Genomic DNA, 20,658 nt, shown 5'->3' with positions numbered 1-20,658 from the left:
GGCACGATCCGGTAACGGCCGTCCGACACGTGGACAGTTGTCTCAGTTACCGGGCGGCGGCCGTAACATGTGAGGACTCGCTAGCGATGGGAGAAGCCCAATGCCCGCCCTCAGGTCACGCACAGTCACCCACGGCAGGAATATGGCCGGTGCCCGGGCCCTGCTCCGGGCGACCGGCGTAGCCGGGAGCGATTTCGGCAAGCCCATCATCGCGGTGGCCAACAGCTTCACCCAGTTCGTCCCGGGCCATGTGCATCTGCGCGAGGTCGGCGACGTGGTGTCCGCGGCGATCAGGGAAGCGGGGGCGATCCCCCGCGAGTTCAACACGATCGCGGTCGACGACGGCATCGCGATGGGCCACGGCGGCATGCTCTACTCGCTGCCGTCGCGCGAGCTCATCGCCGACGCGGTCGAGTACATGGTCGAGGCCCACTGCGCGGACGCGCTGATCTGCGTCTCCAACTGCGACAAGATCACCCCCGGCATGCTGCTCGCCGCGTTCCGGCTGAACATCCCGACGATCTTCGTCTCCGGCGGGCCCATGGAGGCCGGCAAGACGCCCGGCAAGAAGCTCGACCTGATCGACCCGATGATCGCCTCCGCTGACGACTCGGTCTCCGACGCCGACCTGCTGACCATGGAGGAGAACGCCTGCCCGACCTGCGGCTCGTGCTCCGGCATGTTCACAGCCAACTCGATGAACTGCCTGGTCGAGGCCATCGGCCTGGGGCTGCCCGGCAACGGCACGATCCTGGCCACGCACAAAGCGCGCAAGCAGCTGTTCGAGGACGCGGGCCGCCAGCTCGTCGAGATCACCCGCCGCTACTACGAGGACGGCGACGAGTCGGTGCTGCCGCGCTCGATCGCCACCCGCGAGGCGTTCGAGAACGCGATGACCCTCGACGTGGCCATGGGCGGCTCCACCAACACGATCCTGCACATCCTGGCCGCCGCCCGCGAGGCCCAGGTCGACTTCGGGCTCAAGGAGATCAACGAGATCTCGCTGCGGGTGCCGTGCCTGTGCAAGGTCGCCCCGGCCACGGACAAATACCACGTCGAGGACGTCCACCGCGCCGGCGGCATCCCCGCCATCCTGGGCGAGCTCGACCGGGCCGGGCTGCTGCACCGCGACGTGACCACGGTCAACGGCGGCACGCTCGCCGACCTGCTGACCACGTGGGACGTGCGCTCGCCTTCGGTGAAGCCCGAGGCCGTCGAGCTGTGGCACGCCGCGCCCGGCAACGTGCGCACGGTCAAGGCGTACTCCCAGGACAACCGCTGGGACGAGCTCGACCTCGACCGCGAGGCCGGGTGCATCCGCGACCGCGAGCACGCCTACACCGCCGACGGCGGCCTGGCCGTGCTCTACGGCAACATCTCGCGCGACGGTTCCGTGGTGAAGACGGCCGGGGTCGACGAGTCGATCTGGACGTTCAGCGGGCCGGCGGTGGTGTTCGAGTCGCAGGAGCAGGCGGTCGAAGGCATCCTCGGCGGGCGGGTCAAGGCCGGCGACGTGGTCGTCATCCGCTACGAGGGCCCCAAGGGCGGGCCCGGCATGCAGGAGATGCTCTACCCGACGTCCTTCCTGAAGGGCAGGGGCCTGGGCAAGGTGTGCGCGTTGATCACCGACGGGCGCTTCTCCGGCGGCACCTCCGGGCTGTCGATCGGTCACACCTCACCCGAGGCGGCCGAGGGCGGCTCCATCGCGCTGGTCGAAGACGGCGACATCATCGACATCGACATCCCCAACCGGCTGCTGGAGCTGCGCGTGCCCGAGGCCGAGCTGGCCGCCCGGCGCGAGAAGCTGCTGGCCGAGCTGGGCGGATACCGGCCGCGTGACCGCGACAGGAAGGTCAGCGTGGCGCTGCAGGCGTACGCGGCGATGACGACGTCGGCCTCGACGGGTGCCTCCCGCGACCTGTCCCAGCTCTCCCGGTGACGCGCGGCCCGCTCAGGTTGCTCGCGGCGCCGCGCGACCCGTCCGGGTCCTCGCGGCCGTGTGCGACCTGATCGGGTTTTCGTCGTGATTCGCGGCCTGTTCTGGGGCTCTCGCGGTGGTTCGTGATCTGTGCGGCAGGTGACAGGAATGTCGCCGTCTGCCGCACAGGTTTTCGAAAATTGTCGGTGGGCGCCCGTATTCTTTGGGTATGACGACAGTCGTGAAGCACGATACTCGCCCGCTGACGACCGCCGAGATCGCCGCACTCGCACTCTCCCTCGCCCACCTCGGCGCGGGGCCGCAGGCCGTCACCGCCCGGCGTGGCCTGCAACACGCGTTCGAGCACCTGGAGCTCGACGACGACGTCATCGCCACCACGCTCGCGACCCTCACCGAGCCGCTGCCCACCGACGTGGCCTCCCGGGCCAGGCTCATGGCCGACGCCATCACCAGCCGGCTCAACATCCGCCTGCACTACCGTGACGCCTCGGGCCACGTCACCGCCCGCGACGTCGAGCCGGTGACGTGCCTGGTCCACCGCGAATACTGGTATCTGGTCGGGGTGTGCAGGACGCGCCGGGCGATCAGGGCGTTCAGGTTCGACCGGATCATCGCCGTCGAGCCGACGCTCACCCCGTCCCGCCCGCACCTGGCCGACCGCTTCCTGCCCTTCCAGCGCCGCAAGCGGCGCGCGATCACGGCCGCCTGACCCGGTCCGGCCCCCTGGTCGCACCCGCCGACCAGGGGTTGGACGACGCGTCCGGGTTCGGGCCTCCTCCTGGCCGCACCCGCCGGTCGGGGATCGGATGACAGATCCCGTTTCGGGCGTCCCTCCGGCCGGGCGGACGTCCTTCGGGCTGCTCCCGCCGGTCGGGGTCGGGCGGCAGATCTGGGTGAAGTTTGACCCGGTGGTCTCCGGTCGTTGGGATGGCGGGTGGCAGGCTCCCGGGCATGCGCGTTCGGCAACTCTTGCTCTTCGCCGCCCTGCTCGTCACCTACGCCCGCTCTCCCGTGCCGCCGCACAGGCCGCCGGACACGGTGACGGGCACGACGGGCACCACGACGGGCACCACGACGGGCACCACGACGGGCACCACGACGGGCACGGCATCGGACCTGGCGCCGGGTCCGGTGGCCGTGGCGCGGCGGGTGCCGGGGACGGATGCCGCAAGGGCGCTGCCGCCGGCCGAGCGGCGGGCGCTCGATCGGGCTCTGGGGCGCTACCTGCGCGAGCGTCCAGGGCGTGCGGCCCTGGCCGTCTACGACCGCACGACCGGCATCAGGTACGCCTTCCGCGAGCGGGTCCCGTTCCTGCTGGCCAGCGTGGCCAAGGTGGACATCCTGCTGGCGTTCCTGCTGGGCAAGGGCGGCGAGCCCCTGAGCGGTCACGAGCGGGAACTGGCCTCGCGGATGATCCGCCACAGTGACAACGACTGCGCCCGCGACCTCTACCTGACCATAGGCGGCCGGGAGGGGCTGGACCGGATGCTGCGTCAGGTCGGCGCCCGGCACACCCGTCCTGGCGCCGGAACGTCATGGGGGATCACCCACAGCCGGCCGTCGGACCAGGTCAGGGTCCTGGAGCAGCTAACGGACCCCGAAGGGCCGCTGACCGCCCGCAGCCGGCACTACGCCATGGAGCTCATGTCATCGGTGGAGCCCGCGCAGGCCTGGGGAGTCAGCGCCGCCGCCCCCGAGGGTGAGACGGCGCTCAAGAACGGCTGGCTGCCCGCCGACGCCCACGACGGGTTGTGGACGGTCAACAGCGTGGGACGGCTCCAGGTGCACGGGCACGAACTGCTGCTCGCCGTACTGTCAGAGCGCAGCCCCGACCTGGAGACCGGCGTCACCACCGTCGAAGGGCTGGCCCGGCTGACGGTGGACGCGCTGACGCGGCCGGGCGACGCGGCCGTCCTCGGCCGGTGGCCGATAGCGGCCGGCGCCCTGACCGCCGAGCCCGGGCTTCCCGGGGGACCGCCGGCGGGTCAGGAGGCGCAGCAACCGCCGCCGCAGCAGCCACCGCCACCGCCGGCCTTCGGGGCCGCGGCGCCGCCGGTCATGGCGACCGTGGACAGCAGTTTGACCGTGTCGCCGTGGCCTTCCGGGCACGTCGCCGGATCGTCGGAGGCGGACATGGGGCGGGACACCTCGAACGTGGAGCCGCAGGCGCGGCAGCGGAAGTCGTAACGCGGCATGCGCCAAGCTTAGCCCGGTCAGCGATAGGTGAGGTGGGCGTAGTCGGCCACCGGTTCGTAGCCGATCGCCTGGTAGATGGCGTTGCTAGTGGGGTTGTCCAGGTCGGTGAAGAGCACGACCTGCTCGCAGCGCTCCGCCAGGCCGGTCCGGCTGGCGAAGGCGGTGACGGCGGCCCCGTAGCCGCGCCGGCGGCGGGACGGCGGCGTGTAGACGGGGCCGATGCGGCAGACGCCGCCGGCCGCCGGGGAGAGGGCGGCGAGCGAGACGGGCCCCTCGTCGGACTCCCAGACGAACAGCTCGCGCCCGGCCAGCCGGCGCGCGACCCGTTCGACGACGTCGCCCTCGCCCATGGCGACCTCCTCCCCGAACGCCTGGTACCAGCTCACCAGCAGCGGGAAGTCGGCCGGCACCGCGGGCCTGCCCCGGCCGGGCACGTCAGGGACCGTGAGCGTGCCGAGCCGGTAGAGGCGTTCCGAGACCACCCGGTCGGGCGGTCCGAGCAGCCGGGTGACCTCGGCGGTCACGTCGAGCGGGCCCACGAGCGCGGGCAGGTCGCCGTGACGCGCCCGCACGAACGCGCCGACCGCCTCGACGGGCACCGCGAAGAGCCCGACGGGGTGCGGCGGCGTATGGAAGACCGCCCCGAGAACCTCACCGTCCACCGTCCACCAGCCGAACAGCAGGTCCTTCGCCGGCATGCCGGCCCGCAGGTTGGCCAGGATGGTCAGCGGCACGGTGTTGCGCACCGGGTCGCCGAGCAGGAACGGCTCGGCGACCGCGGCGTACTCCTCGACGTCTGAGGTGAAGGTCCACATGCCTGGCATGGTGTCAGGCGGTGGCACTCCGGCTCAATGCGGTTGTGTCAGGCCGCGGCCTCGAGGTAGGGCGCCCATTGCGGGTCACCGACGAGCGAGGCGCCGATGAGCCGCCAGTGGGCGCCCCGTGGCACCGCGGGGCTGACGCGCAGCGTCCACCCCAGCTCCTCAAGGTATTTGTCGGCCTTCCTGTGGTTGCAGGTGGTGCAGGAGGCGACGCAGTTTTCCCAGGTGTGGGTGCCGCCCCTGGACCGGGGGATCACGTGGTCGATGGTCTCGGCCCGCTGCCCGCAGTAGGCGCAGCGGTAGTCGTCGCGCCGCATGAGGGCGGCCCTGGTCAGCGGGATGCGGGACCGGTAGGGAATGCGGACATATCTTCGAAGTCTGATCACCGACGGCACGTCGAGCGTGCGGCTCGCGGAGCGCAGCACCGCGCCCCTGCCGTCACGGTGGACGACGTCGGCCTTCTCCCGCAGCACGAGCACCACGGCGCGGTGCAGCGAGAGGGTGGTCAGTGGCTCGTAGGTGGCATTGAGCAGCAGGACTTGGCGCATCATCGGGCCTCTTCCTGCTGCGCGCGTATCAAAGGGGACATGCCACGGCATGTCCCGACTGTCGGCCCCTCCTGGGGCACTAGTGCTTCCGTCACGTGGACCTCCGCCGGACGGTCCAGCGGATGGTCACCACGGCACCGTCCTGTCACCAAGTCTGGCGTTTGCACCGTGGTCCCCGCCACCCCAAAAACCTCCTGCCGGAATGACCAAAGGGACTCACGGTACGTTTTATGCCCGCTCGACCAGCGCTTTACGCATGCCCGTTGGCAGTAGGGTTCGAGACATGACCCGAGAGCCGTACCCGACCGCGCGCCGCGACGACGTGGTCGACATCCTGCACGAAACGCCTGTTCCCGACCCGTATCGGTGGTTGGAGGATCCGGACAGCCCGGAGACGAAGGGCTGGCTGCTCGGGCAGGCCGACCTGTTCGCGAAGGAGCGGGGGCCGCAGCGGTTCAAGAGCCGCATCGCCGAGCTGCTGCGGTCCGGCTCGGTCGGGGTGCCGGCCTGGCGGGGCGGGCGCCACTTCTTCTCGCGCCGCACCCCCGACCAGGAGCACGCGGTCTACTACGTGGCCGAGCCCGACGGGACCGAGCGGGCGCTCGTCGACCCGATGGCGATCGACCCCTCCGGGCTCACCACGCTCGACGCGGTGCAGCCCGACAAGGAGGGCAGGCTGCTGGCGTACCAGATCTCGGTGGGCGGTGACGAGGAGTCGGTGCTCTACGTCGTCGACGTCACCACCGGCGCGCGCGTCGAGGGCCCGATCGACCGGTGCCGCTACTCCCCCATCGCCTGGTTGCCGGGCGGTGCGGCGTTCTATTACGTGCGCAGGCTGCCGAGCACCGAGGTGCCGGAGAACGAGACGCAGTTCCACCGCCGCGTCTACCTGCACCGCGTCGGCACCTCCACCGAGGACGACGTGATGATCTTCGGCCAGGGCCTGAAGATGACCAACTACTACGGCGTGTCCGTCTCGCGCGACGGCCGCTGGCTGCAGGTGTCCGCCCACGAGGGCACCGCGCCGCGCAACGACCTGTGGGTGGCCGACCTGACCGAGTCGCCGATCGACCGGCCGGAGCTGCGGGTCGTGCAGGAGGGCGTGGACGCGCAGACGGGGCTCGTCTTCGGGCGCGACGGCAGGCTCTACGTCCACACCGACCGCGACGCGAGCAGGGGCCGGGTGTGCGTGAGCGACCCGGCGGCGCCGGAGTTCGACCACTGGCGCGACCTGATCCCCGAGGACCCCGAGGCGGTGCTGTCCGACTTCGCGATCCTCGACGACCTGGAGCGGCCGGTCATGCTGGTGGGCTGGACCCGCCACGCCATCAGCGAGATCAGCGTGCACGACCTGGCGACCGGCGAGCGCCTGGGCGAGGTGCCCACGCCGGGGCTCGGCACGATCGGCGGCATCTCCGAGCGGCCCGAGGGCGGCCACGAGGCGTGGTTCGGCTACACCGACAACACCACGCCGCCCACCATCCAGCGCTACGACGCCGGCACGGGCGAGACCACGCTGTGGGCGGCCTCCCCCGGCGCGGTCGAGGTGCCCGACGTCCGCACCGAGCAGGTGGTCTACCGCTCGAAGGACGGCACCGACGTCCGCATGCTGGTCATCTCCCCGAACGGCGCGGCCGAGGGCCCGCGGCCCACCATCCTGTACGGCTACGGCGGCTTCGGCCTGTCCATGTCCCCCGGCTACTCGGCCTCGATCCTGGCCTGGGTGGAGGCGGGCGGCGTCTACGCCATCGCCAACCTGCGCGGCGGCGGCGAGGAGGGCGAGGAGTGGCACCGCGCCGGCATGCTGGCCCATAAGCAGAACGTGTTCGACGACTTCCACGCGGCGGCCGAGCACCTCATCGCCACCGGCGTCACCACGCCCGAGCAGCTCGGCATCTCCGGCGGCTCCAACGGCGGCCTGCTGGTGGGCGCCGCGCTGACGCAGCGTCCTGAGCTGTACGCGGCCGTGGTCTGCTCCGCGCCGCTGCTCGACATGATCCGCTACGAGAAGTTCGGGCTCGGCGCCACCTGGAACGTCGAGTACGGCTCGGCCGAGGATCCCGAGCAGTTCGGCTGGCTGTGGGGCTACTCGCCCTACCACCACGTCCGCGAGTCGGTGGCCTACCCGGCGACGCTGTTCACCGTCTTCCAGTCCGACACGCGCGTGCATCCGCTGCACGCGTGGAAGACGTGCGCGGCGCTGCAGCACGCCTCGACCTCCGACCGGCCCGTGCTGCTGCGCAACGAGACGGAGGTCGGGCACGGGGCGCGCTCGGTGAGCAGGAGCGTCGATCTGTCCGCCGACACGCTGACCTTCCTGGCCCGGCACACGGGCCTGTAAGGTTCGCCGGCCGGTCGGTAGCCTGGCAGGCATGGAGTCACCGGGGCTCGCCATGATCGAGGCCGTGCCCAGTGCCGCGCTGCGACCATACGTGACCAGGCTGTGCGCCTATCGCGAACAGTACGCCGCGCCGGTGACCCGGTCGGAGATGGCGATGCCCGGAGCCGTGCTGATCCTCGCCTTCGGCAGCCCGATGGAGGCCGACGGGCAGCGCGTGACGGCGTTCGGCGGCGGGCTGGGCGACCGGTTCACCGTCACGCGCACGGCGGGCCCGACGGAGGGCGTGGAGGTCTTCCTGACGCCGTTCGGGGCCCGCCGCCTGTACGGGCTGCCGATGCGGCAGCTGCGTAACCAGGTGCTCCCCGCCCGCGACCTGCTCGGGCCGTGGGCGGAGCTGATGGTGGAGCGGCTGGCCGCGACGCCGTCGTGGCGCGCGCGGCTGGCGCTGGCCGACCGGCTGCTGTGCGAGCGGATCGCGGCGGGCCCCGCTCTGGGGCCGGAGCTGCCGTGGGCGTGGGCGCGGCTGCTGGAGTCGGGCGGGCGCCTCGGGGTGTCGTCGCTGGCCGAGTCGCTGGGGTGGAGCCATCGCCATCTCGTGGCCCGCTTCCAGGACCAGATCGGGCTGCCGCCGAAGACGGCGGCCCGGGTGATCAGGTTCGGCCGGGCGGTGCGCCGGCTGCGTTCGGGGGCGGCTCCGGCCGAGGTGGCGGCCGACTGCGGCTTCTACGACCAGGCGCACATGAACCGCGAGTTCAGGGTGCTGGGCGACACGACGCCCGGTCAGATTTTTCCAAGACCCGCAGCCGGCGGCCGGGCATCGTGAGGCTCATGACACGAACCGTTTACGCACTCGCCCGCTACCAGGACTGCCAGGCCGCGATCGACTTCCTGACCGGCGCGTTCGGCTTCCGGGTGCGGGAGAGCTCGAAGGACGACGCCGGCGTCGTCAACCACGCCGAGCTGCTGGTCGGCGACGACATCATCATGATCGGACAGGGCCGGCCCGGCGGTCCCGGGATCTACGTGGCCGTCGAGGACGTGGACGCCCACCATGATCGGGCCAGGGCCGCGGGGGCCTCGATCACGATGGAGCTGGTCGAGCAGCCGTACGGGTCGCGCGAGTACGCGTGCGCCGACCCCGAGGGCAACCCCTGGTTCTTCGGCACCTATCGCCCCTGATCACAGCGCTCGGCCCGGAGCCAGGGCCGGAGCAAGGGACTGTGGGGCCGGAACGGGGAGCGGGCGGGCGGCCTCGGGGCGCAGGCCGTCGAAGATCATGCTCAGGTAGCGGCGCCACAGGCCGGGAACCGTGTCGCTCACGGGGGCCGTGCCCTGCATGACGGCGTTGATCAGCAGCACGATGTCCGCCCCCGTCACGTCGTCGCGCACCTCGCCCGCCTGCCTGGCGCGGGCCGTCAGCGCCTCGGCGACCGCGACCAGCCGGTCACCGGCCGCCCGCACCACCGGCTCCCTGCGCATGGCGGCGGTGACCGCCTGGCACAGGGACCGGTCGGCGAGCTGCAGCTCGACGGCGGCGGCCATGAACTCCAGCAGCGCGTCCGCCGGAACGGGCCGCTGAAGCAGCGCCTCGCCCGTGGCCGAGAGGCCGTCGAGCTGATCGCTGAAGATCGCGAGCAGTAGCTGCTCCTTGGTGGCGAAGTGGCGGAAGACCGTACCCTTGCCGATCCCGGCGCGCGCCGCGATGCGCGCGATGGAGACCTCGGTGCCGTGTTCGGCCAGCTCGGCCGCCGCCGCGTCCAGCAGCAGCCGCCGGTTGCGTACGGCGTCGGCTCTCATCGCTCCCACGACAGGGACCCTACCGTAACCGGACCGCGCGGTCATACTATGCTGCCCGACAGCAACATGACCGCACGGTCCGTTTAGTGGAGGTCTCATGAAGGCATTGACGGCGACCCGGTACGGCGGGGCGGAAACCCTGCGCCTGGCGGACCTGCCCATCCCGGAACCCGGCCCTGGCCAGGTCCAGGTACGCATCGCGGCGGCCGGGCTCAACCCCGCCGACCTGCGGCTGGTGAGCGGCGTGTTCAAGGAGCGGGTGCCGCTGACCTTCCCGCATGTGCTCGGCAGCGACTTCGCCGGCACGGTGACGGCCATCGGCGCGGGCGTGGACCGGTTCGTCCCCGGCGACGAGATCTTCGGGCTCGGCCTCTCGCGGTCGGCGGGCGCCCTGGCGCGCCTGCTCTGCGATCCCCCGCCCTTCACGACGGGGACGATGGCCGAGTACGCCGTCTTCGAGGCCACCACCCCGGCGCTCGCCCCGCGCCCCTCCGGCCTGCCCGCCGAGCACGCCGCCACCCTGCCCATGGCCGCACTGACCGCGTTTCCGCTGCTGCGCGCCTGGGACTTCACCCCCGGGACGAAGGTCCTGGTCATCGGCGCCACCGGCGGGGTGGGCGGCGCCGTGGTGCCGCTACTGGCGGCGCGCGGCGTCCATGTGATCGCCACCGCGATCCCGGCGGACGAGACGTACGTGAAGGGCCTCGGCGCGGCGGAGACCATCGACCGTTCGGCCGACGTCGGCGCCGAGACCCTGCGCCGCCATCCCGGCGGCGTCGACGCGCTGGTCAACCTGGCTCTGCCGGGCGGAGACCTGCCGGCGCTGACCCCGGTCGTGCGGCCCGGCGGCGGCCTGTTCACCGTCGCGTTCCCGAGCCCCGCCCCTGGGACGGGGTTCGAGACCCTGTACGCGACGGCCAGGCCCGGCGACCTGGAGGAGGTGGCCGAACTGGCGATGCGGGGAGTGCTGCCCCCGACCGCCGGGCGCCGCTACCGGCTGGAGGACGCCACGCGGGCCTACACCGACTGGGAGCGGGAGCACGTGCGCGGCAAGCTGGTGGTGACCGTCCAGCAGACCTAGCGCGGGAAGATGATGGTCTTGTGCCCGTCGAGCAGCACCCGCTGCTCGGCGTGCCACCTGACCGCCCTGGCCAGCGCCACGCACTCCACGTCGCGCCCCATCGCCACCAGGTCCTCAGGGGAGTGGCTGTGGTTGACCCTGGCCACCTCCTGCTCGATGATCGGCCCTTCGTCCAGGTCGGCGGTCACGTAGTGGGCCGTCGCGCCGATGAGCTTGACCCCGCGGCTGTGGGCCTGGTGGTACGGCTTGGCGCCCTTGAACGACGGCAGGAACGAGTGGTGGATGTTGATCGCCCGGCCGGCCAGCTTCGCGCAGAGGTCCTCGGAGAGCACCTGCATGTAGCGGGCCAGCACCACGAGGTCGACCTGGTAGTGATCCACCAGCGCGAGGACCTCGGCCTCCTGCTTCGGCTTGGTCTCGGGGGTGACCGGCAGGTGGTGGTAGTCGATCCCGTTGGACTGGGTGAGCGGGCGCAGGTCGGGGTGGTTGGAGACGACGGCGACGATCTCGATGTCGAGCGCCTTCGACCGGACACGGTAGAGCAGGTCGTTCAGGCAGTGGTCGAACCTGCTCACCATGATCAGCACGCGCGGCTTCCTGGCCACGTCACGCAGCTTGAACTCCATGGCGAAGTCGGGCGCGAGGGCGGCGAAGGCCGCGTTGAGTTCGTCCTCGCCCAGCGGCGCCGCGAACTGCACCCGCATGAAGAAGCGCTGCCCGACCCGGTCGCCGAACTGCTGGCTCTCGATGATGTTGCATCCGCGCCCGGCGAGCAGGCCGGAGACGGCGGCGACCACACCGGGCCGGTCGGGGCAGGACAGCGTCAGGATGTATTCGGCGGGGCTGGTCATGGCTTTCACTCTCGCGGGCTCGGACGTGGCGGCGTCGTGCGACTGCCGGGCAGAGTACCGGTCTGCGGCCACGGTCGAGCGTACCGGGAGCGGGGGGTAAGCGAGTCCTCGTCCCCCCGTTGTCCATCATTGAGCAGATCTAGGGTACTTATTAGTCATAACGCGGTGTCGTAACGTATTCGGGGGGCCTTTGGACGCGGTCATACTCGTGGTGGTCGCCGGTCTGTTCGCCGTCGTCTCCGGGGTCAACGACGGTGGTGCGCTCCTCGTGACGGGGCTCAAGCTGCCCACGGTCCGCCCGGCCACCGGCATTCTCACTCTGGTCACGCTGGTGGCGGTGGTCCCGCTCTTCACCCACCAGGTGGCGCTGACGTTCGTGACGCGGCTGGCCTCCTTCGACGAGCCGGGCGGGCGGATCGCGATGACGATCGCGGTGGTCTCGTCGCTCTCCGTGGTGACGGTGCTCAGCGCGAAGGGCCGCCCGACCAGCCTCACCCTGGCCGTCGTGGGCGGCCTCACCGGCGCCGGGCTGGGGTGGGGGCTGCCGGTCTCGCCCGGTTCCGTGGCGCTGGTGCTCGCGTTCGGCGTGGCCGCGCCGTTCGTGGGCGGGCTGGCCGCGTGGATGATCATCCGGCTGCTGGTGAAGACGACGACGGCACGCAGGCTGTGGCGCTGGCACTGGGTCGGGTTCCTGCTGCAGACCGTCGCGTACGCCGCCAACGACGGGCAGAAGATGCTGGCCGTGTTCATGATCGCGGTCGGGTTCACCGGCGCGCCGCTCCCGTACACGGTGCTGGTGGCCGTGCTGTTCGGGCTCGGCACCCTCTACGGCCTGCCCAGGGCGGGCCGCACGCTGGGGCGCGAGATCATCGTCTCCCGGCCTCCGCACGGGGTCGCGGCCGAGCTGGCCGCGGGCGCGGCGGTGATCGGCTGCGCCGTCGCGAGCATGCCGGTGAGCATGACGCAGGCCATCGCCGGCGGTCTCATCGGCGCGGGCGTCTCCCAGGGCGGCGGCCGGGTCCGCTGGTACGCCGCCGTCAAGATCGCCACGGCCTGGGTGCTGACGCTTCCCGCCAGCGGGCTGCTGGGCTGGGCCCTGGCCCTGCTGGTGAAGGGATTCGCTAGCGTGAGACTCTCGTGAAAGGGGCCAGGTGGTGAAGCGGCTGCGGCGGATCAAAGACCTGATGACCGGTCGCATGGACAGTGCGCTCACTGAGGCGCTGCTCGGGCAGCTCGAAGCGACCAAGGAAGGCGCCTGGCTGGCCATGGCCATGATCGGCGGCGAGGTGGGCAGGACGGGCGCGCACGAGCAGATGCGGACGATCGAACATCTCGGCGACGAGGAGCGGAGTCGCCTGATCGACGAGCTCAAGACCGCCCTCGTCACGCCCATCGACCGGGAGGACCTGTTCCGGCTCTCCCGCTCGATCGACGACGTGCTCGACTCGCTGCGCGACTTCGTCCGCGAGTCGCACCTCTACCGGGTGCCCGACCAGATCCGCTTCACCCCGCTGCTCGACCAGGTCATCGTGGGCATCGACGCGCTGGAGAACGCCGTGCGCGACCTCGCCTCCCGCCCGTCCGTGGTGGCCCAGGACGCGCTGGAGGCGAAGAAGGCGGGCGGCGCCATCCGGCGGATGTACCAGTACGAAATCTCGCGGATCTTCTCCGGGGAGATCACGCCCGAGGCGATGAAGGAGCGGGAGCTCGTCCGCCGCCTGGAGATCGTCGGCGTGGCCATCGGCGACGCGGCGGACGCCATCGCCGACGGCGCGATGAAGCGCTGAGCCGAGAAGGACGCCGCTAGCTGGACGCGAACGCGTCGACGCCCGTGAGCTCCGCCGACAGCGCCCACAGGCGGGCGGCCTGGCCGGGGTCGGTCGCGTAGGGGCGCACGCCGGACGGCGCGTCCGGCTCGGTGGTCGGCTCGGCGATGTCGCAGTCCTCGCAGTAGACGCCGCCCATGCCGCCCAGCTGCGGTGACGTCGCCGCCCACACCTGGGTGGCGGCGCCCTGCTCGGGCGTCTTGAGGCTGGCCGGCAGCGCGTTGCCCTCCTCGTCGATCCAGCCCAGCGCGACCATCTCCTCCTTGGGCAGGTGGCGCTGGAGCGGGGTGAGGATGCCGCCCGGGTGCACGGCGAACGCGCGTACGCCAGAAGCCTGGGCGAGCGCGTCGAGGTGCACGGCGAACAGCACGTTCGCGGTCTTGGCCTGCCCGTACGCCTGCCACTTGTCGTAGCCGCGCTCGAACATGACATCGTCCCAGCGCATGCCGGAGCGGCGGTGGCCGGCGGACGAGACGGCCACCACCCGGCCGCGGCCTCTGGCGATGGCCGGCCAGAGCAGGTTGACCAGCGCGTAGTGGCCGAGGTGGTTGGTGGCGAACTGCGCCTCCCAGCCGGGGCCGACGCGCGTCTCCGGGCAGGCCATGATCGCCGCGTTGCCGATGACGAGGTCGGCGTCGCGGCCGGTGGCCAGGAAACGCTCGGCGAAGCCGCGGACACTGGCGAGGTCGCCGAGGTCCAGCTCGTCCACCTCGACCCCGTCGATGTCGCCGAGCGCCTGCCTGGCGGCCTCGGGGCGCCGGGCGGGCACGACGACGTGGGCGCCGGCGCCGGCGAGCGCGCGCGTGGTCTCCAGGCCGAGGCCGGAGTAGCCGCCGGTGACGATCGCCAGCTTCCCGGACAGGTCGATCCCGCGCAGGACCTCCTCAGCGGTGCTCCTGGCGCCGAACCCGGACCCGATCTTGTGCTGTGGTGTGGTCATGCCTCCACGGTACGAATTGGAGCGCACTCCAGGTCAAACCCCATCCGGACGGTCAAAGGCCCAGCTCGGGAGCCAGCCGGGTGAGCTGGGCGACGGCGTCGGCGAGGTCGGGCCCCTGCGGCGAGAGCGGCTGGAGCAGGACGTGGTCGGCGCCCGCGTCGAGGTGGGCGCGCACGCGCTCGACGACGGCCTCCGTGCCGCCCCAGGCCACGATCGCGTCCACCAGGCGGTCGGAGCCCGCGTCCGCGAGGTCGTCGTCGGTGAAGCCGAGCGTGCGCAGGTTGTTGAGGTAGTTCGGCAGCTTGAGGTACGTGTCCATGTGGGCGCGGGCTGTCGCGCGGGCGCGGGCCGGATCGCTCTCCAGGACGATCGCCTGCTCCGGGATGAGCAGCCGGTCCGTGCCGAGGATTCGGCGGGCCTGCGCGGTGTGCTCGGGCGGCACGAAGTAGGTGTGGGCGCCGTCCGCCCGCTCTCTCGAAAGCTCCAGCATCCGCGGCCGCAGCGCGGCCAGGAGCCGGGGGCAGTCGCCCTTGGGCAGCATGCGCTCGGCCTCGTCCATGGCGTCCAGGTAGGTGCGCATGGCGGTCAGCGGCTTGCCGTAGTCGTGGCCGCGGCGGGAGACCAGCGCGCCGTGGCTGACGCCGACGCCCAGCAGGAACCGGCCGGGGAAGGCGTCGGCCAGCGTCACCGCGCCGCCCGCCATGGCCATGGCGTCCCTGGCCCACAGGTTGGCGATGCCGGTACCGACGGTGACGCGCTCGGTGGCGGCCAGCAGCACGGCGGCGCTCGCGAACGGCTCCTTGCCGGCGTAGCCCTCGTTGACCCAGATCGAGCCGTATCCCAGCGCCTCGATCTCGGCCGCCGCCCGCCGCCCCTCCGCCGCGGGCGCCTGCCCGACCATGGGATGCCACACTCCGACGCGCCCGATCTCCACGACCGCCCCCTTCGCCTGTGCTGTCCGCGTACGTGATCGCGATGGGACCGTACCCAGGAGCCTCGGCCGTGTCCCCGGCGGGGGCGAGAATTGGCGTGATCTCCCTGAACTTGGTCGCCCGCTGCCCCGCTTCGGGGCAGGAAGAGTGCGCTTCGGGGCAGGAAGAGAGAGTGAGCACCACGTCAGGAGCGAGCGGGCGTCCTCGGGTGGGCGTGTCGTCCTGCCTGGTGGGTGAGCTGGTCAGATACAACGGCGGGCACAGCCGCGACCGCTTCCTGACCGATGTCCTGGCTCCGTACGTCGACTGGGTGCCCGTCTGCCCCGAGATGGAGGCGGGTCTCGGCACCCCGCGCGAGACCCTGCGCCAGGAGCTGTCGGGCGAGGGCCCCCGGCTCGTGACGCGGGCGACGCACGAGGACCTGACCGACCGCATGACGGCGCTGGCCGAGCGGCGGGCGGCCGAGCTGGACGTCGACGGATACGTGTTCAAGTCCAAAAGCCCCACCTGCGGCATCCACGGCGTGCCCCTCTACCCCGAGGAGGGGCCGCCGCTCGGCCGGCGCAACCGGGGGCTGTTCGCCGGGATCGTCATGGAACATCACCCGCTGCTCCCGGTCGAGGACGAGGGCCGCCTGCGTGACGCGCTGCTGCGGGAGAGCTTCGTCGAGCGTGTCTTCGCGCATGCCCGGCTGCGCGCGCTGCTCGAAGGCGACTGGCGGCCGCGTGACCTGGTCGCCTTCCACGCCCGGCACAAGATGCAGGTGCTCGCGCACGATCCCCAGCTCTACCGGGAGGCGGGCCGCGTGGTCGCGCGGGCGGGGTCGCTGCCGCGCGAGGAGGTGGGCGCCCGTTACGCCGAGGTGTTCCAGCGCGCGCTCGCTACCAAGGCCACCCCGGGCAGGAACGTCAACGTGCTGCAGCACTGTCTCGGCATGCTCGCGCTCGATCCGGTCCGGCGGGCCGACCTGGTGGAGGTGATCGACTCCTACCAGGCGGGCCTGGTGCCGCTGAGCGTGCCTACGACGCTGCTGCTCCATCACGCGCGGGGGGAGGCGGCGGCGTACGTACGCGACCAGACGTACTTCTCCCCCTACCCCGACGACCTGCGGCTGCGTAACCACGTCCCCGCCCGGGGATAACGTTCACCCTGTGAACGCGCTCAACGACCGGCTCGCCGCGCGGGTGGTGTGCCTCGACCGCGACGGCAGGGTGCTGCTGATGCACTGGTACGACGAGGTCGACCAGGTGGACGTCTGGGAGCCGCCCGGCGGCGGGGTCGAGGCGGGTGAGACGCCGCTGGAGGCCGCCCGGCGGGAACTGGAGGAGGAGACCGGGCTGCCGGGCTCGGCCGTGCTGGACGATCGCTGCGTCGAGGTCGGGCGGGACTTCCGCTGGCTGGGCGTGCGGTACGTCAAGCGCGAGCCGTTCTACCTGGCTAGATTCGCCGAGGCCCGCCCGGAGGTGCGTCCAGGGCGCCTGACCGAGGAGGAACTGGGCGCCTTCCGCGGCCATGTGTGGGCCGCGGAACTGCCCGGGGACGTGCAGCCGCCGGAGCTGGCGGCGGTCGTGGCGGAACTCGTGGGCGAGCGACGGTAAGGCGCTCAGGACCGCTCGCTCTCCCGTCGCCCCGTCAGCGCACGCCGGCCCTCGCTCTCCCGTCGCCCCGTCAGCGCATGCCGGCCCGCCCGGCCCCTCCGCTCTGGTGGCCCAGTTCTTCGAGCGTGGTGGCCATCAGGTCGCGCAGCAGCGCCCCCGACACCTTCTCGTGCTCCTCCTCCACCGGCAGCCCCTTGCCGATCCGGTCGCGGTAGACCTCGCGCGCGTGCGCGTCCACGTAGGGCAGCGCGGTCATCGCGACGACCACGGTGACCCTGGTGCCGCCGCGGGGCAGGACGGCCACGGCGTGGGTGCGCAGGCAGGTCTCCTCGGGGGAGCCGTACCAGCCGCACTTGACCGCCGCCTTGGGCGAGCGCAGCGCGTCGCGGGCGCCGAACGTCTGCTCGTCGCCCACGTCGCCCATCCAGCCGAGCACGGTCCCGGCCACCGGGTCGCCCGCCGCGGCGGCCTGGGCGAGCACCGCGTAGGCGGTGGCCACCTCCTCGGCCGCGACCTCGACCGAGCCGAACCTGGACTGGTCGCCGTTCGGCGGCGTCCAGGCCACGCCGGTGCGTTCGCGCAGGTCGTCGAGGATGACGCGGGGGCCGACGGAGAGCCACAGGTTGAGCGTGTCGGCGTTGGAGGAGACGACGACGGCGGGCTCGGCGTGGCGGCGCCACCGCTCGGCGTCGGGGATGTGGGCGGCGCTCATCCAGGCGTAGAGCGGCTTGAGCAAGGAGGCGCAGCGCAGCCGGGTCAGGCCCGACCTGGCGTTGACGGTGCGGGCGGGCGGCCCGCCGTAGCCGCGTCTGATGCCCGCCGCCTGGACGCTGGCGCTGTGGTCGAGGTCACGGAACAGATCGTTGTAGCCCACGCACCCACCGTAGCCCTACGGGGCGTGTCCCCAGCGCCGTTCGTACCACTCGGGGCTCGGCGGTTCGCCCGGCAGGCCGGTCGTGCCCGGCGCGCGCAGGCCGTCGAGGGCGACGGCGAGCAGGCGCTGCTCGGCCTGGTCGTGCTCGGGGGCGGGCGGGCCGGGGGCGGGGCGGCTGAACTGCTCGATCAGCAGGGCGATGTCGAGCCGGGTCACGTCGTTCCTGAGCACCCCGGCCTCGTGCGCCCTGGCCACGAGCCGGGCGGCGGCCTCGCCTGCGGTGCGGGCGACGCGCCACATCTCGTCGGTGACCTCGATGGTGCCGGCGACCGGCGCCAGCGCGCCCGACTTGTCGGCCACGCTGCCGCGTACGTAGAGTGCCAGCCCCTCCCACGGGTCGGCGTGGGTCAGCCCCGCCTCGGCGCGCTCCAGGCTGCGTTCCATGGCGATCAGGCACAGGCGCTGGAGCAGCTCCTCCTTGGTGCGGTAGCGGCGATAGAGGCTGCCCATGCCGACGCCCGCCTTCCTGGCGATGGCCGACACGGGAGCGTCGAAGCCCTGCGTGGTGAACACCTCGTGCGCCGCCCGCAGCAGGGCCAGATCGTTGCGTGCGGCCTCGGCCTGCCTGCCGCGTGTGCTCATGACGTACAGGATATTGCGGAGCGCAGCGCTCCGTTAAGCTAGTCGGAGCGATTTGCTCCGATAAGAGATGAGGTACGACATGCGCGCGGTGGTCCTTCGGCGGTACGGCGGGGCGGAGACGCTGGTGGTGGAGGAGGTGCCCGACCCCGTTCCCGGGGCCGGGCAGGTGCTGGTGGAGGTGGAGGTGGCGGGCATCACGTTCGTGGAGACGCAGCTGCGCGCCGACCGGGGGCCGCGCCGCGTCGAGCTGCCGGCCGTGCTCGGCAACGGTGTCGCCGGTACGGTACGCGCGACCGGCGACGGCGTGGACCCCTCCGTCGTGGGCACGCGCGTGGTCAGCACGCTGGGCGGCCTCGGCGGCTACGCGGAGCTGGCCGTGGCCCAGGCCGGCGACCTCATCCCGATCCCCGGGGACCTGTCGCCCGAGGTCGCGGTGGCGCTGCTCGCGGACGGGCGCACCGCTTTGGGGCTGGTCGGCGCCGCCGCGCCGGCGCCCGGCGAGTGGGTGCTGGTCGAGGCGGCCGGCGGCGGTGTGGGCAGCCTGCTCGTGCAGCTCGCCCGGCGGGCGGGGGCCCATGTGGTCGGCGCGGCGGGCAGCGCGGCCAAACGCGAACTGGCCGCGTCACTCGGCGCCGAGCTGACCGTGGACTACACCGGCCCCGGCTGGACCCGGATCGTCCGGGAGGCGACCGGCGGCCTGGACGTGGTCTTCGACGGGGTCGGCGGCGAGATCGGCGCCGCGGCTCAGGGGTTGCTCAAGGACGGGGGCCGGCTGAGCGTGTACGGGATGGCGGGCGGGGCCATGACCACCCCCGATCCCCGGGTGACCGCCGTGTCCTGGCCCGCCACGGATCTGCGCGAGCTGGCCAGGCGGGCGCTGGAACTGGCCTCCGCCGGGCAACTGCGGCCGGTCATCGGGGCCACGTACCCGCTGGAGTCGGCCGCGCAGGCGCACGCCGCCATCGAGGCCCGCACGATCACCGGCAAGAGCCTGCTCAGACCGGCACGGCAGCCTTAGCAGGCGCTTGACCAGGCTCGGCTCAGGCCAGCGCTGCCGCGAACCGGGCTCGTAGCTCGGACAGGCGCTTGACGGGCTCGGCGCTGAAGACCAGGCGCACGTACCGGCGGGCGACCTCCTCCCCCCACGCCGTCATCGGAGTGGCGGCCACGCGCCCGCGTTCGAGCAGGCGGGCCGAGAGCACGTCCGCCGTCAGCCCCATGGCCTCGGCGTCCACCAGGCACGACCAGCCGCCGCCCGCCCGTACCAGCGGCAGGTCGGCGAGCTGGGCGACCACCGTCTCGTGGCGGGCCTGGTATTCGGCCACCGCCTCCGCGACGCCCGACGGCTCCCTGAGCGCGGCGGCGGCGCCGATCTGGTGGAACCCGCTGGCCACGGTCGTGTTGTAGATGGTCGCCACCATGATCCGGGACATGATGTCGGCCGGGCCCGCCACCCAGCCGATCCGCCAGCCGATCATGCGGTATTCCTTCGACACCGACCCGATGATGATCGTGCGCTCACCCAGGCCCTCCACGCGGCACGGGTTGATCCGCGGATGGCCGTCGAAGACGATGCGTTCCATGGCCGCGTCGTAGATCAGGTAGGCGCCGGTGCGCTCGCAGGCCCGCGCCACCGCCGTCCAGTCCTCCTCGTCGAGGACCACGCCCGACGGCATCGACGGGCTCATCAGTAGCAGCGCCGCGGCCGAGCGCACCTCGCCGAGCGCGTCGCGGTCCAGCCGCCAGTGGCCGCCCTCCACGCGCAGGGGGACCAGGTGGGGGCGGGCGCCCGCCAGGCGTACGCGCTGGAGCAGGCCCGCGTAGGTGGGGTCGGTGAGGACCACCTGGTCGCCGGGCTCGGTGGTGGCCAGCAGCACGGGCATGACCGCCGAGGTGCCGCCCGAGGTGATGGCGATCTGGCGTACCGGGTCGTAGTCGAGCCCGGTGCGCAGGCGCAGGTCCGCCGCCACCGCCTCGCACAGCTCGGGCAGGCCGGTGAACGGCAGCCAGCTGTTGCCCGTCCCCTCCGCCAGGGACCGGGTCGTCGCCGCCACGGCCGCCGGCGGGGGCGGGACGTCGGTGTCGAGGTTCTCCATCCGCAGCACGTCGGGGTCGGCTCCGGCCGCAGCGGCGACCTTGTCGATGTCGAACGGCTGAACCTGCGCGAATCGGGAGTTGGGCCGCATCACAGCACCTCCGTCGAAGAGCGTTCCGTATACGGAACGGTCTCTCAGCCACGAACCCCTGTCAAGCGCCCCGAGGGGAAGTGGAG

General features: G+C 72.3%; 21 protein-coding genes. 11 read left to right on the top strand and 10 right to left on the bottom strand.

The features are described from left to right. Positions 1-100 precede the first annotated feature (100 nt). Positions 101-1,939 carry a dihydroxy-acid dehydratase gene (gene ilvD, locus AB0C28_RS39785; protein ID WP_357856273.1) on the top strand — a complete coding sequence of 613 codons (1,839 nt, stop codon included), beginning with the start codon at positions 101-103 and terminating at the stop codon, positions 1,937-1,939. Between the two features lie 208 nt (positions 1,940-2,147). Continuing rightward, positions 2,148-2,648 (top strand): WYL domain-containing protein, encoded by a 501-nt coding sequence (locus AB0C28_RS39780; RefSeq protein WP_357856270.1) that lies wholly within the window; start codon positions 2,148-2,150, stop codon positions 2,646-2,648. A 1,276-nt stretch (positions 2,649-3,924) separates the two neighbouring features. Here AB0C28_RS39780 and AB0C28_RS39775 read toward each other — a convergent pair. From AB0C28_RS39775 to AB0C28_RS39765, 3 genes are read right to left on the bottom strand one after another with little or no spacing between them, the layout of a single operon-like run. Beyond that, positions 3,925-4,134 carry a zinc ribbon domain-containing protein gene (locus AB0C28_RS39775; RefSeq protein ID WP_346108176.1) on the bottom strand — a complete coding sequence of 70 codons (210 nt, stop codon included), beginning with the start codon at positions 4,132-4,134 and terminating at the stop codon, positions 3,925-3,927. 18 nt (positions 4,135-4,152) lie between these two features. Continuing rightward, positions 4,153-4,950, bottom strand: a complete 798-nt coding sequence (locus AB0C28_RS39770) for a GNAT family N-acetyltransferase (protein ID WP_358080497.1) — start codon at positions 4,948-4,950, stop codon at positions 4,153-4,155. 47 nt (positions 4,951-4,997) lie between these two features. Continuing rightward, positions 4,998-5,504, bottom strand: coding sequence for an HNH endonuclease (locus AB0C28_RS39765; RefSeq protein ID WP_139634404.1), 507 nt, complete (start codon positions 5,502-5,504; stop codon positions 4,998-5,000). A 283-nt stretch (positions 5,505-5,787) separates the two neighbouring features. Between AB0C28_RS39765 and AB0C28_RS39760 the strand changes: the two genes are divergently transcribed. Genes AB0C28_RS39760 through AB0C28_RS39750 form a run of 3 tightly spaced genes read left to right on the top strand, consistent with a single transcriptional unit; the run spans position 5,788 to position 9,024 of the window. Next, a complete protein-coding gene (locus AB0C28_RS39760; protein ID WP_357856262.1) occupies positions 5,788-7,845 on the top strand; it encodes a prolyl oligopeptidase family serine peptidase in 2,058 nt (685 codons plus the stop codon). A gap of 31 nt (positions 7,846-7,876) precedes the next feature. Continuing rightward, a complete protein-coding gene (locus tag AB0C28_RS39755; protein ID WP_358080495.1) occupies positions 7,877-8,668 on the top strand; it encodes an AraC family transcriptional regulator in 792 nt (263 codons plus the stop codon). Positions 8,669-8,673: 5 nt separating this feature from the next. Continuing rightward, positions 8,674-9,024 (top strand): VOC family protein, encoded by a 351-nt coding sequence (locus tag AB0C28_RS39750; RefSeq protein WP_357856257.1) that lies wholly within the window; start codon positions 8,674-8,676, stop codon positions 9,022-9,024. On the opposite strand, the gene AB0C28_RS39745 is transcribed toward AB0C28_RS39750, so the two are convergent. After that, positions 9,025-9,642 (bottom strand): helix-turn-helix domain-containing protein, encoded by a 618-nt coding sequence (locus tag AB0C28_RS39745; RefSeq protein WP_358080517.1) that lies wholly within the window; start codon positions 9,640-9,642, stop codon positions 9,025-9,027. A gap of 97 nt (positions 9,643-9,739) precedes the next feature. On the opposite strand from AB0C28_RS39745, the gene AB0C28_RS39740 reads away from it, so the two are divergent. Beyond that, positions 9,740-10,723, top strand: a complete 984-nt coding sequence (locus AB0C28_RS39740; RefSeq protein WP_358080493.1) for an NADP-dependent oxidoreductase — start codon at positions 9,740-9,742, stop codon at positions 10,721-10,723. Here the strand turns inward: AB0C28_RS39740 and purU are convergent. Beyond that, positions 10,720-11,574: a formyltetrahydrofolate deformylase gene (gene purU, locus AB0C28_RS39735; RefSeq protein WP_358080491.1), complete on the bottom strand. Its 855-nt coding sequence runs from the start codon at positions 11,572-11,574 to the stop codon at positions 10,720-10,722. The two genes, AB0C28_RS39740 and purU, sit on opposite strands and share 4 nt — an antisense overlap. A gap of 190 nt (positions 11,575-11,764) precedes the next feature. On the opposite strand from purU, the gene AB0C28_RS39730 reads away from it, so the two are divergent. Next, positions 11,765-12,715, top strand: a complete 951-nt coding sequence (locus AB0C28_RS39730) for an inorganic phosphate transporter (RefSeq protein WP_357856247.1) — start codon at positions 11,765-11,767, stop codon at positions 12,713-12,715. 13 nt (positions 12,716-12,728) lie between these two features. Then, a complete protein-coding gene (locus tag AB0C28_RS39725) occupies positions 12,729-13,361 on the top strand; it encodes a DUF47 family protein (RefSeq protein ID WP_357856244.1) in 633 nt (210 codons plus the stop codon). Between the two features lie 16 nt (positions 13,362-13,377). On the opposite strand, the gene AB0C28_RS39720 is transcribed toward AB0C28_RS39725, so the two are convergent. Beyond that, a complete protein-coding gene (locus AB0C28_RS39720) occupies positions 13,378-14,340 on the bottom strand; it encodes an SDR family NAD(P)-dependent oxidoreductase (RefSeq protein WP_358080490.1) in 963 nt (320 codons plus the stop codon). A gap of 52 nt (positions 14,341-14,392) precedes the next feature. Continuing rightward, on the bottom strand, positions 14,393-15,274 hold the full coding sequence (locus AB0C28_RS39715; RefSeq protein ID WP_357856238.1) for a TIGR03620 family F420-dependent LLM class oxidoreductase: 882 nt from the start codon (positions 15,272-15,274) through the stop codon (positions 14,393-14,395). Positions 15,275-15,444: 170 nt separating this feature from the next. On the opposite strand from AB0C28_RS39715, the gene AB0C28_RS39710 reads away from it, so the two are divergent. Next, a complete protein-coding gene (locus AB0C28_RS39710) occupies positions 15,445-16,413 on the top strand; it encodes a DUF523 and DUF1722 domain-containing protein (RefSeq protein ID WP_357856235.1) in 969 nt (322 codons plus the stop codon). A gap of 10 nt (positions 16,414-16,423) precedes the next feature. Further along, complete coding sequence (locus AB0C28_RS39705; RefSeq protein ID WP_358080488.1) at positions 16,424-16,870, top strand: NUDIX domain-containing protein; 447 nt, start codon at positions 16,424-16,426, stop codon at positions 16,868-16,870. Positions 16,871-16,940: 70 nt separating this feature from the next. On the opposite strand, the gene AB0C28_RS39700 is transcribed toward AB0C28_RS39705, so the two are convergent. Both AB0C28_RS39700 and AB0C28_RS39695 read right to left on the bottom strand, forming a co-directional pair. Further along, positions 16,941-17,744: a hypothetical protein gene (locus AB0C28_RS39700; RefSeq protein ID WP_357856230.1), complete on the bottom strand. Its 804-nt coding sequence runs from the start codon at positions 17,742-17,744 to the stop codon at positions 16,941-16,943. Between the two features lie 15 nt (positions 17,745-17,759). Beyond that, positions 17,760-18,386 carry a helix-turn-helix domain-containing protein gene (locus tag AB0C28_RS39695; protein ID WP_357856228.1) on the bottom strand — a complete coding sequence of 209 codons (627 nt, stop codon included), beginning with the start codon at positions 18,384-18,386 and terminating at the stop codon, positions 17,760-17,762. A 79-nt stretch (positions 18,387-18,465) separates the two neighbouring features. On the opposite strand from AB0C28_RS39695, the gene AB0C28_RS39690 reads away from it, so the two are divergent. Further along, the gene (locus tag AB0C28_RS39690) at positions 18,466-19,404 is read left to right on the top strand and encodes a zinc-binding dehydrogenase (RefSeq protein ID WP_358080486.1); all 939 of its coding nucleotides are present in this window, start codon (positions 18,466-18,468) and stop codon (positions 19,402-19,404) included. Between the two features lie 22 nt (positions 19,405-19,426). Here AB0C28_RS39690 and AB0C28_RS39685 read toward each other — a convergent pair whose 3' ends face one another. After that, complete coding sequence (locus tag AB0C28_RS39685) at positions 19,427-20,572, bottom strand: pyridoxal phosphate-dependent aminotransferase (protein ID WP_357856223.1); 1,146 nt, start codon at positions 20,570-20,572, stop codon at positions 19,427-19,429. Between the last annotated feature and the right edge of the window lie 86 nt (positions 20,573-20,658).

The organism is Nonomuraea sp. NPDC048892 (genome assembly GCF_040649735.1).
In the GTDB taxonomy this organism is placed as follows: Bacteria; Actinomycetota; Actinomycetes; order Streptosporangiales; family Streptosporangiaceae; genus Nonomuraea; species Nonomuraea maheshkhaliensis.
Note: the sequence above shows the minus strand (reverse complement) of the source record. Positions and strands in the feature narration are given on the sequence as shown.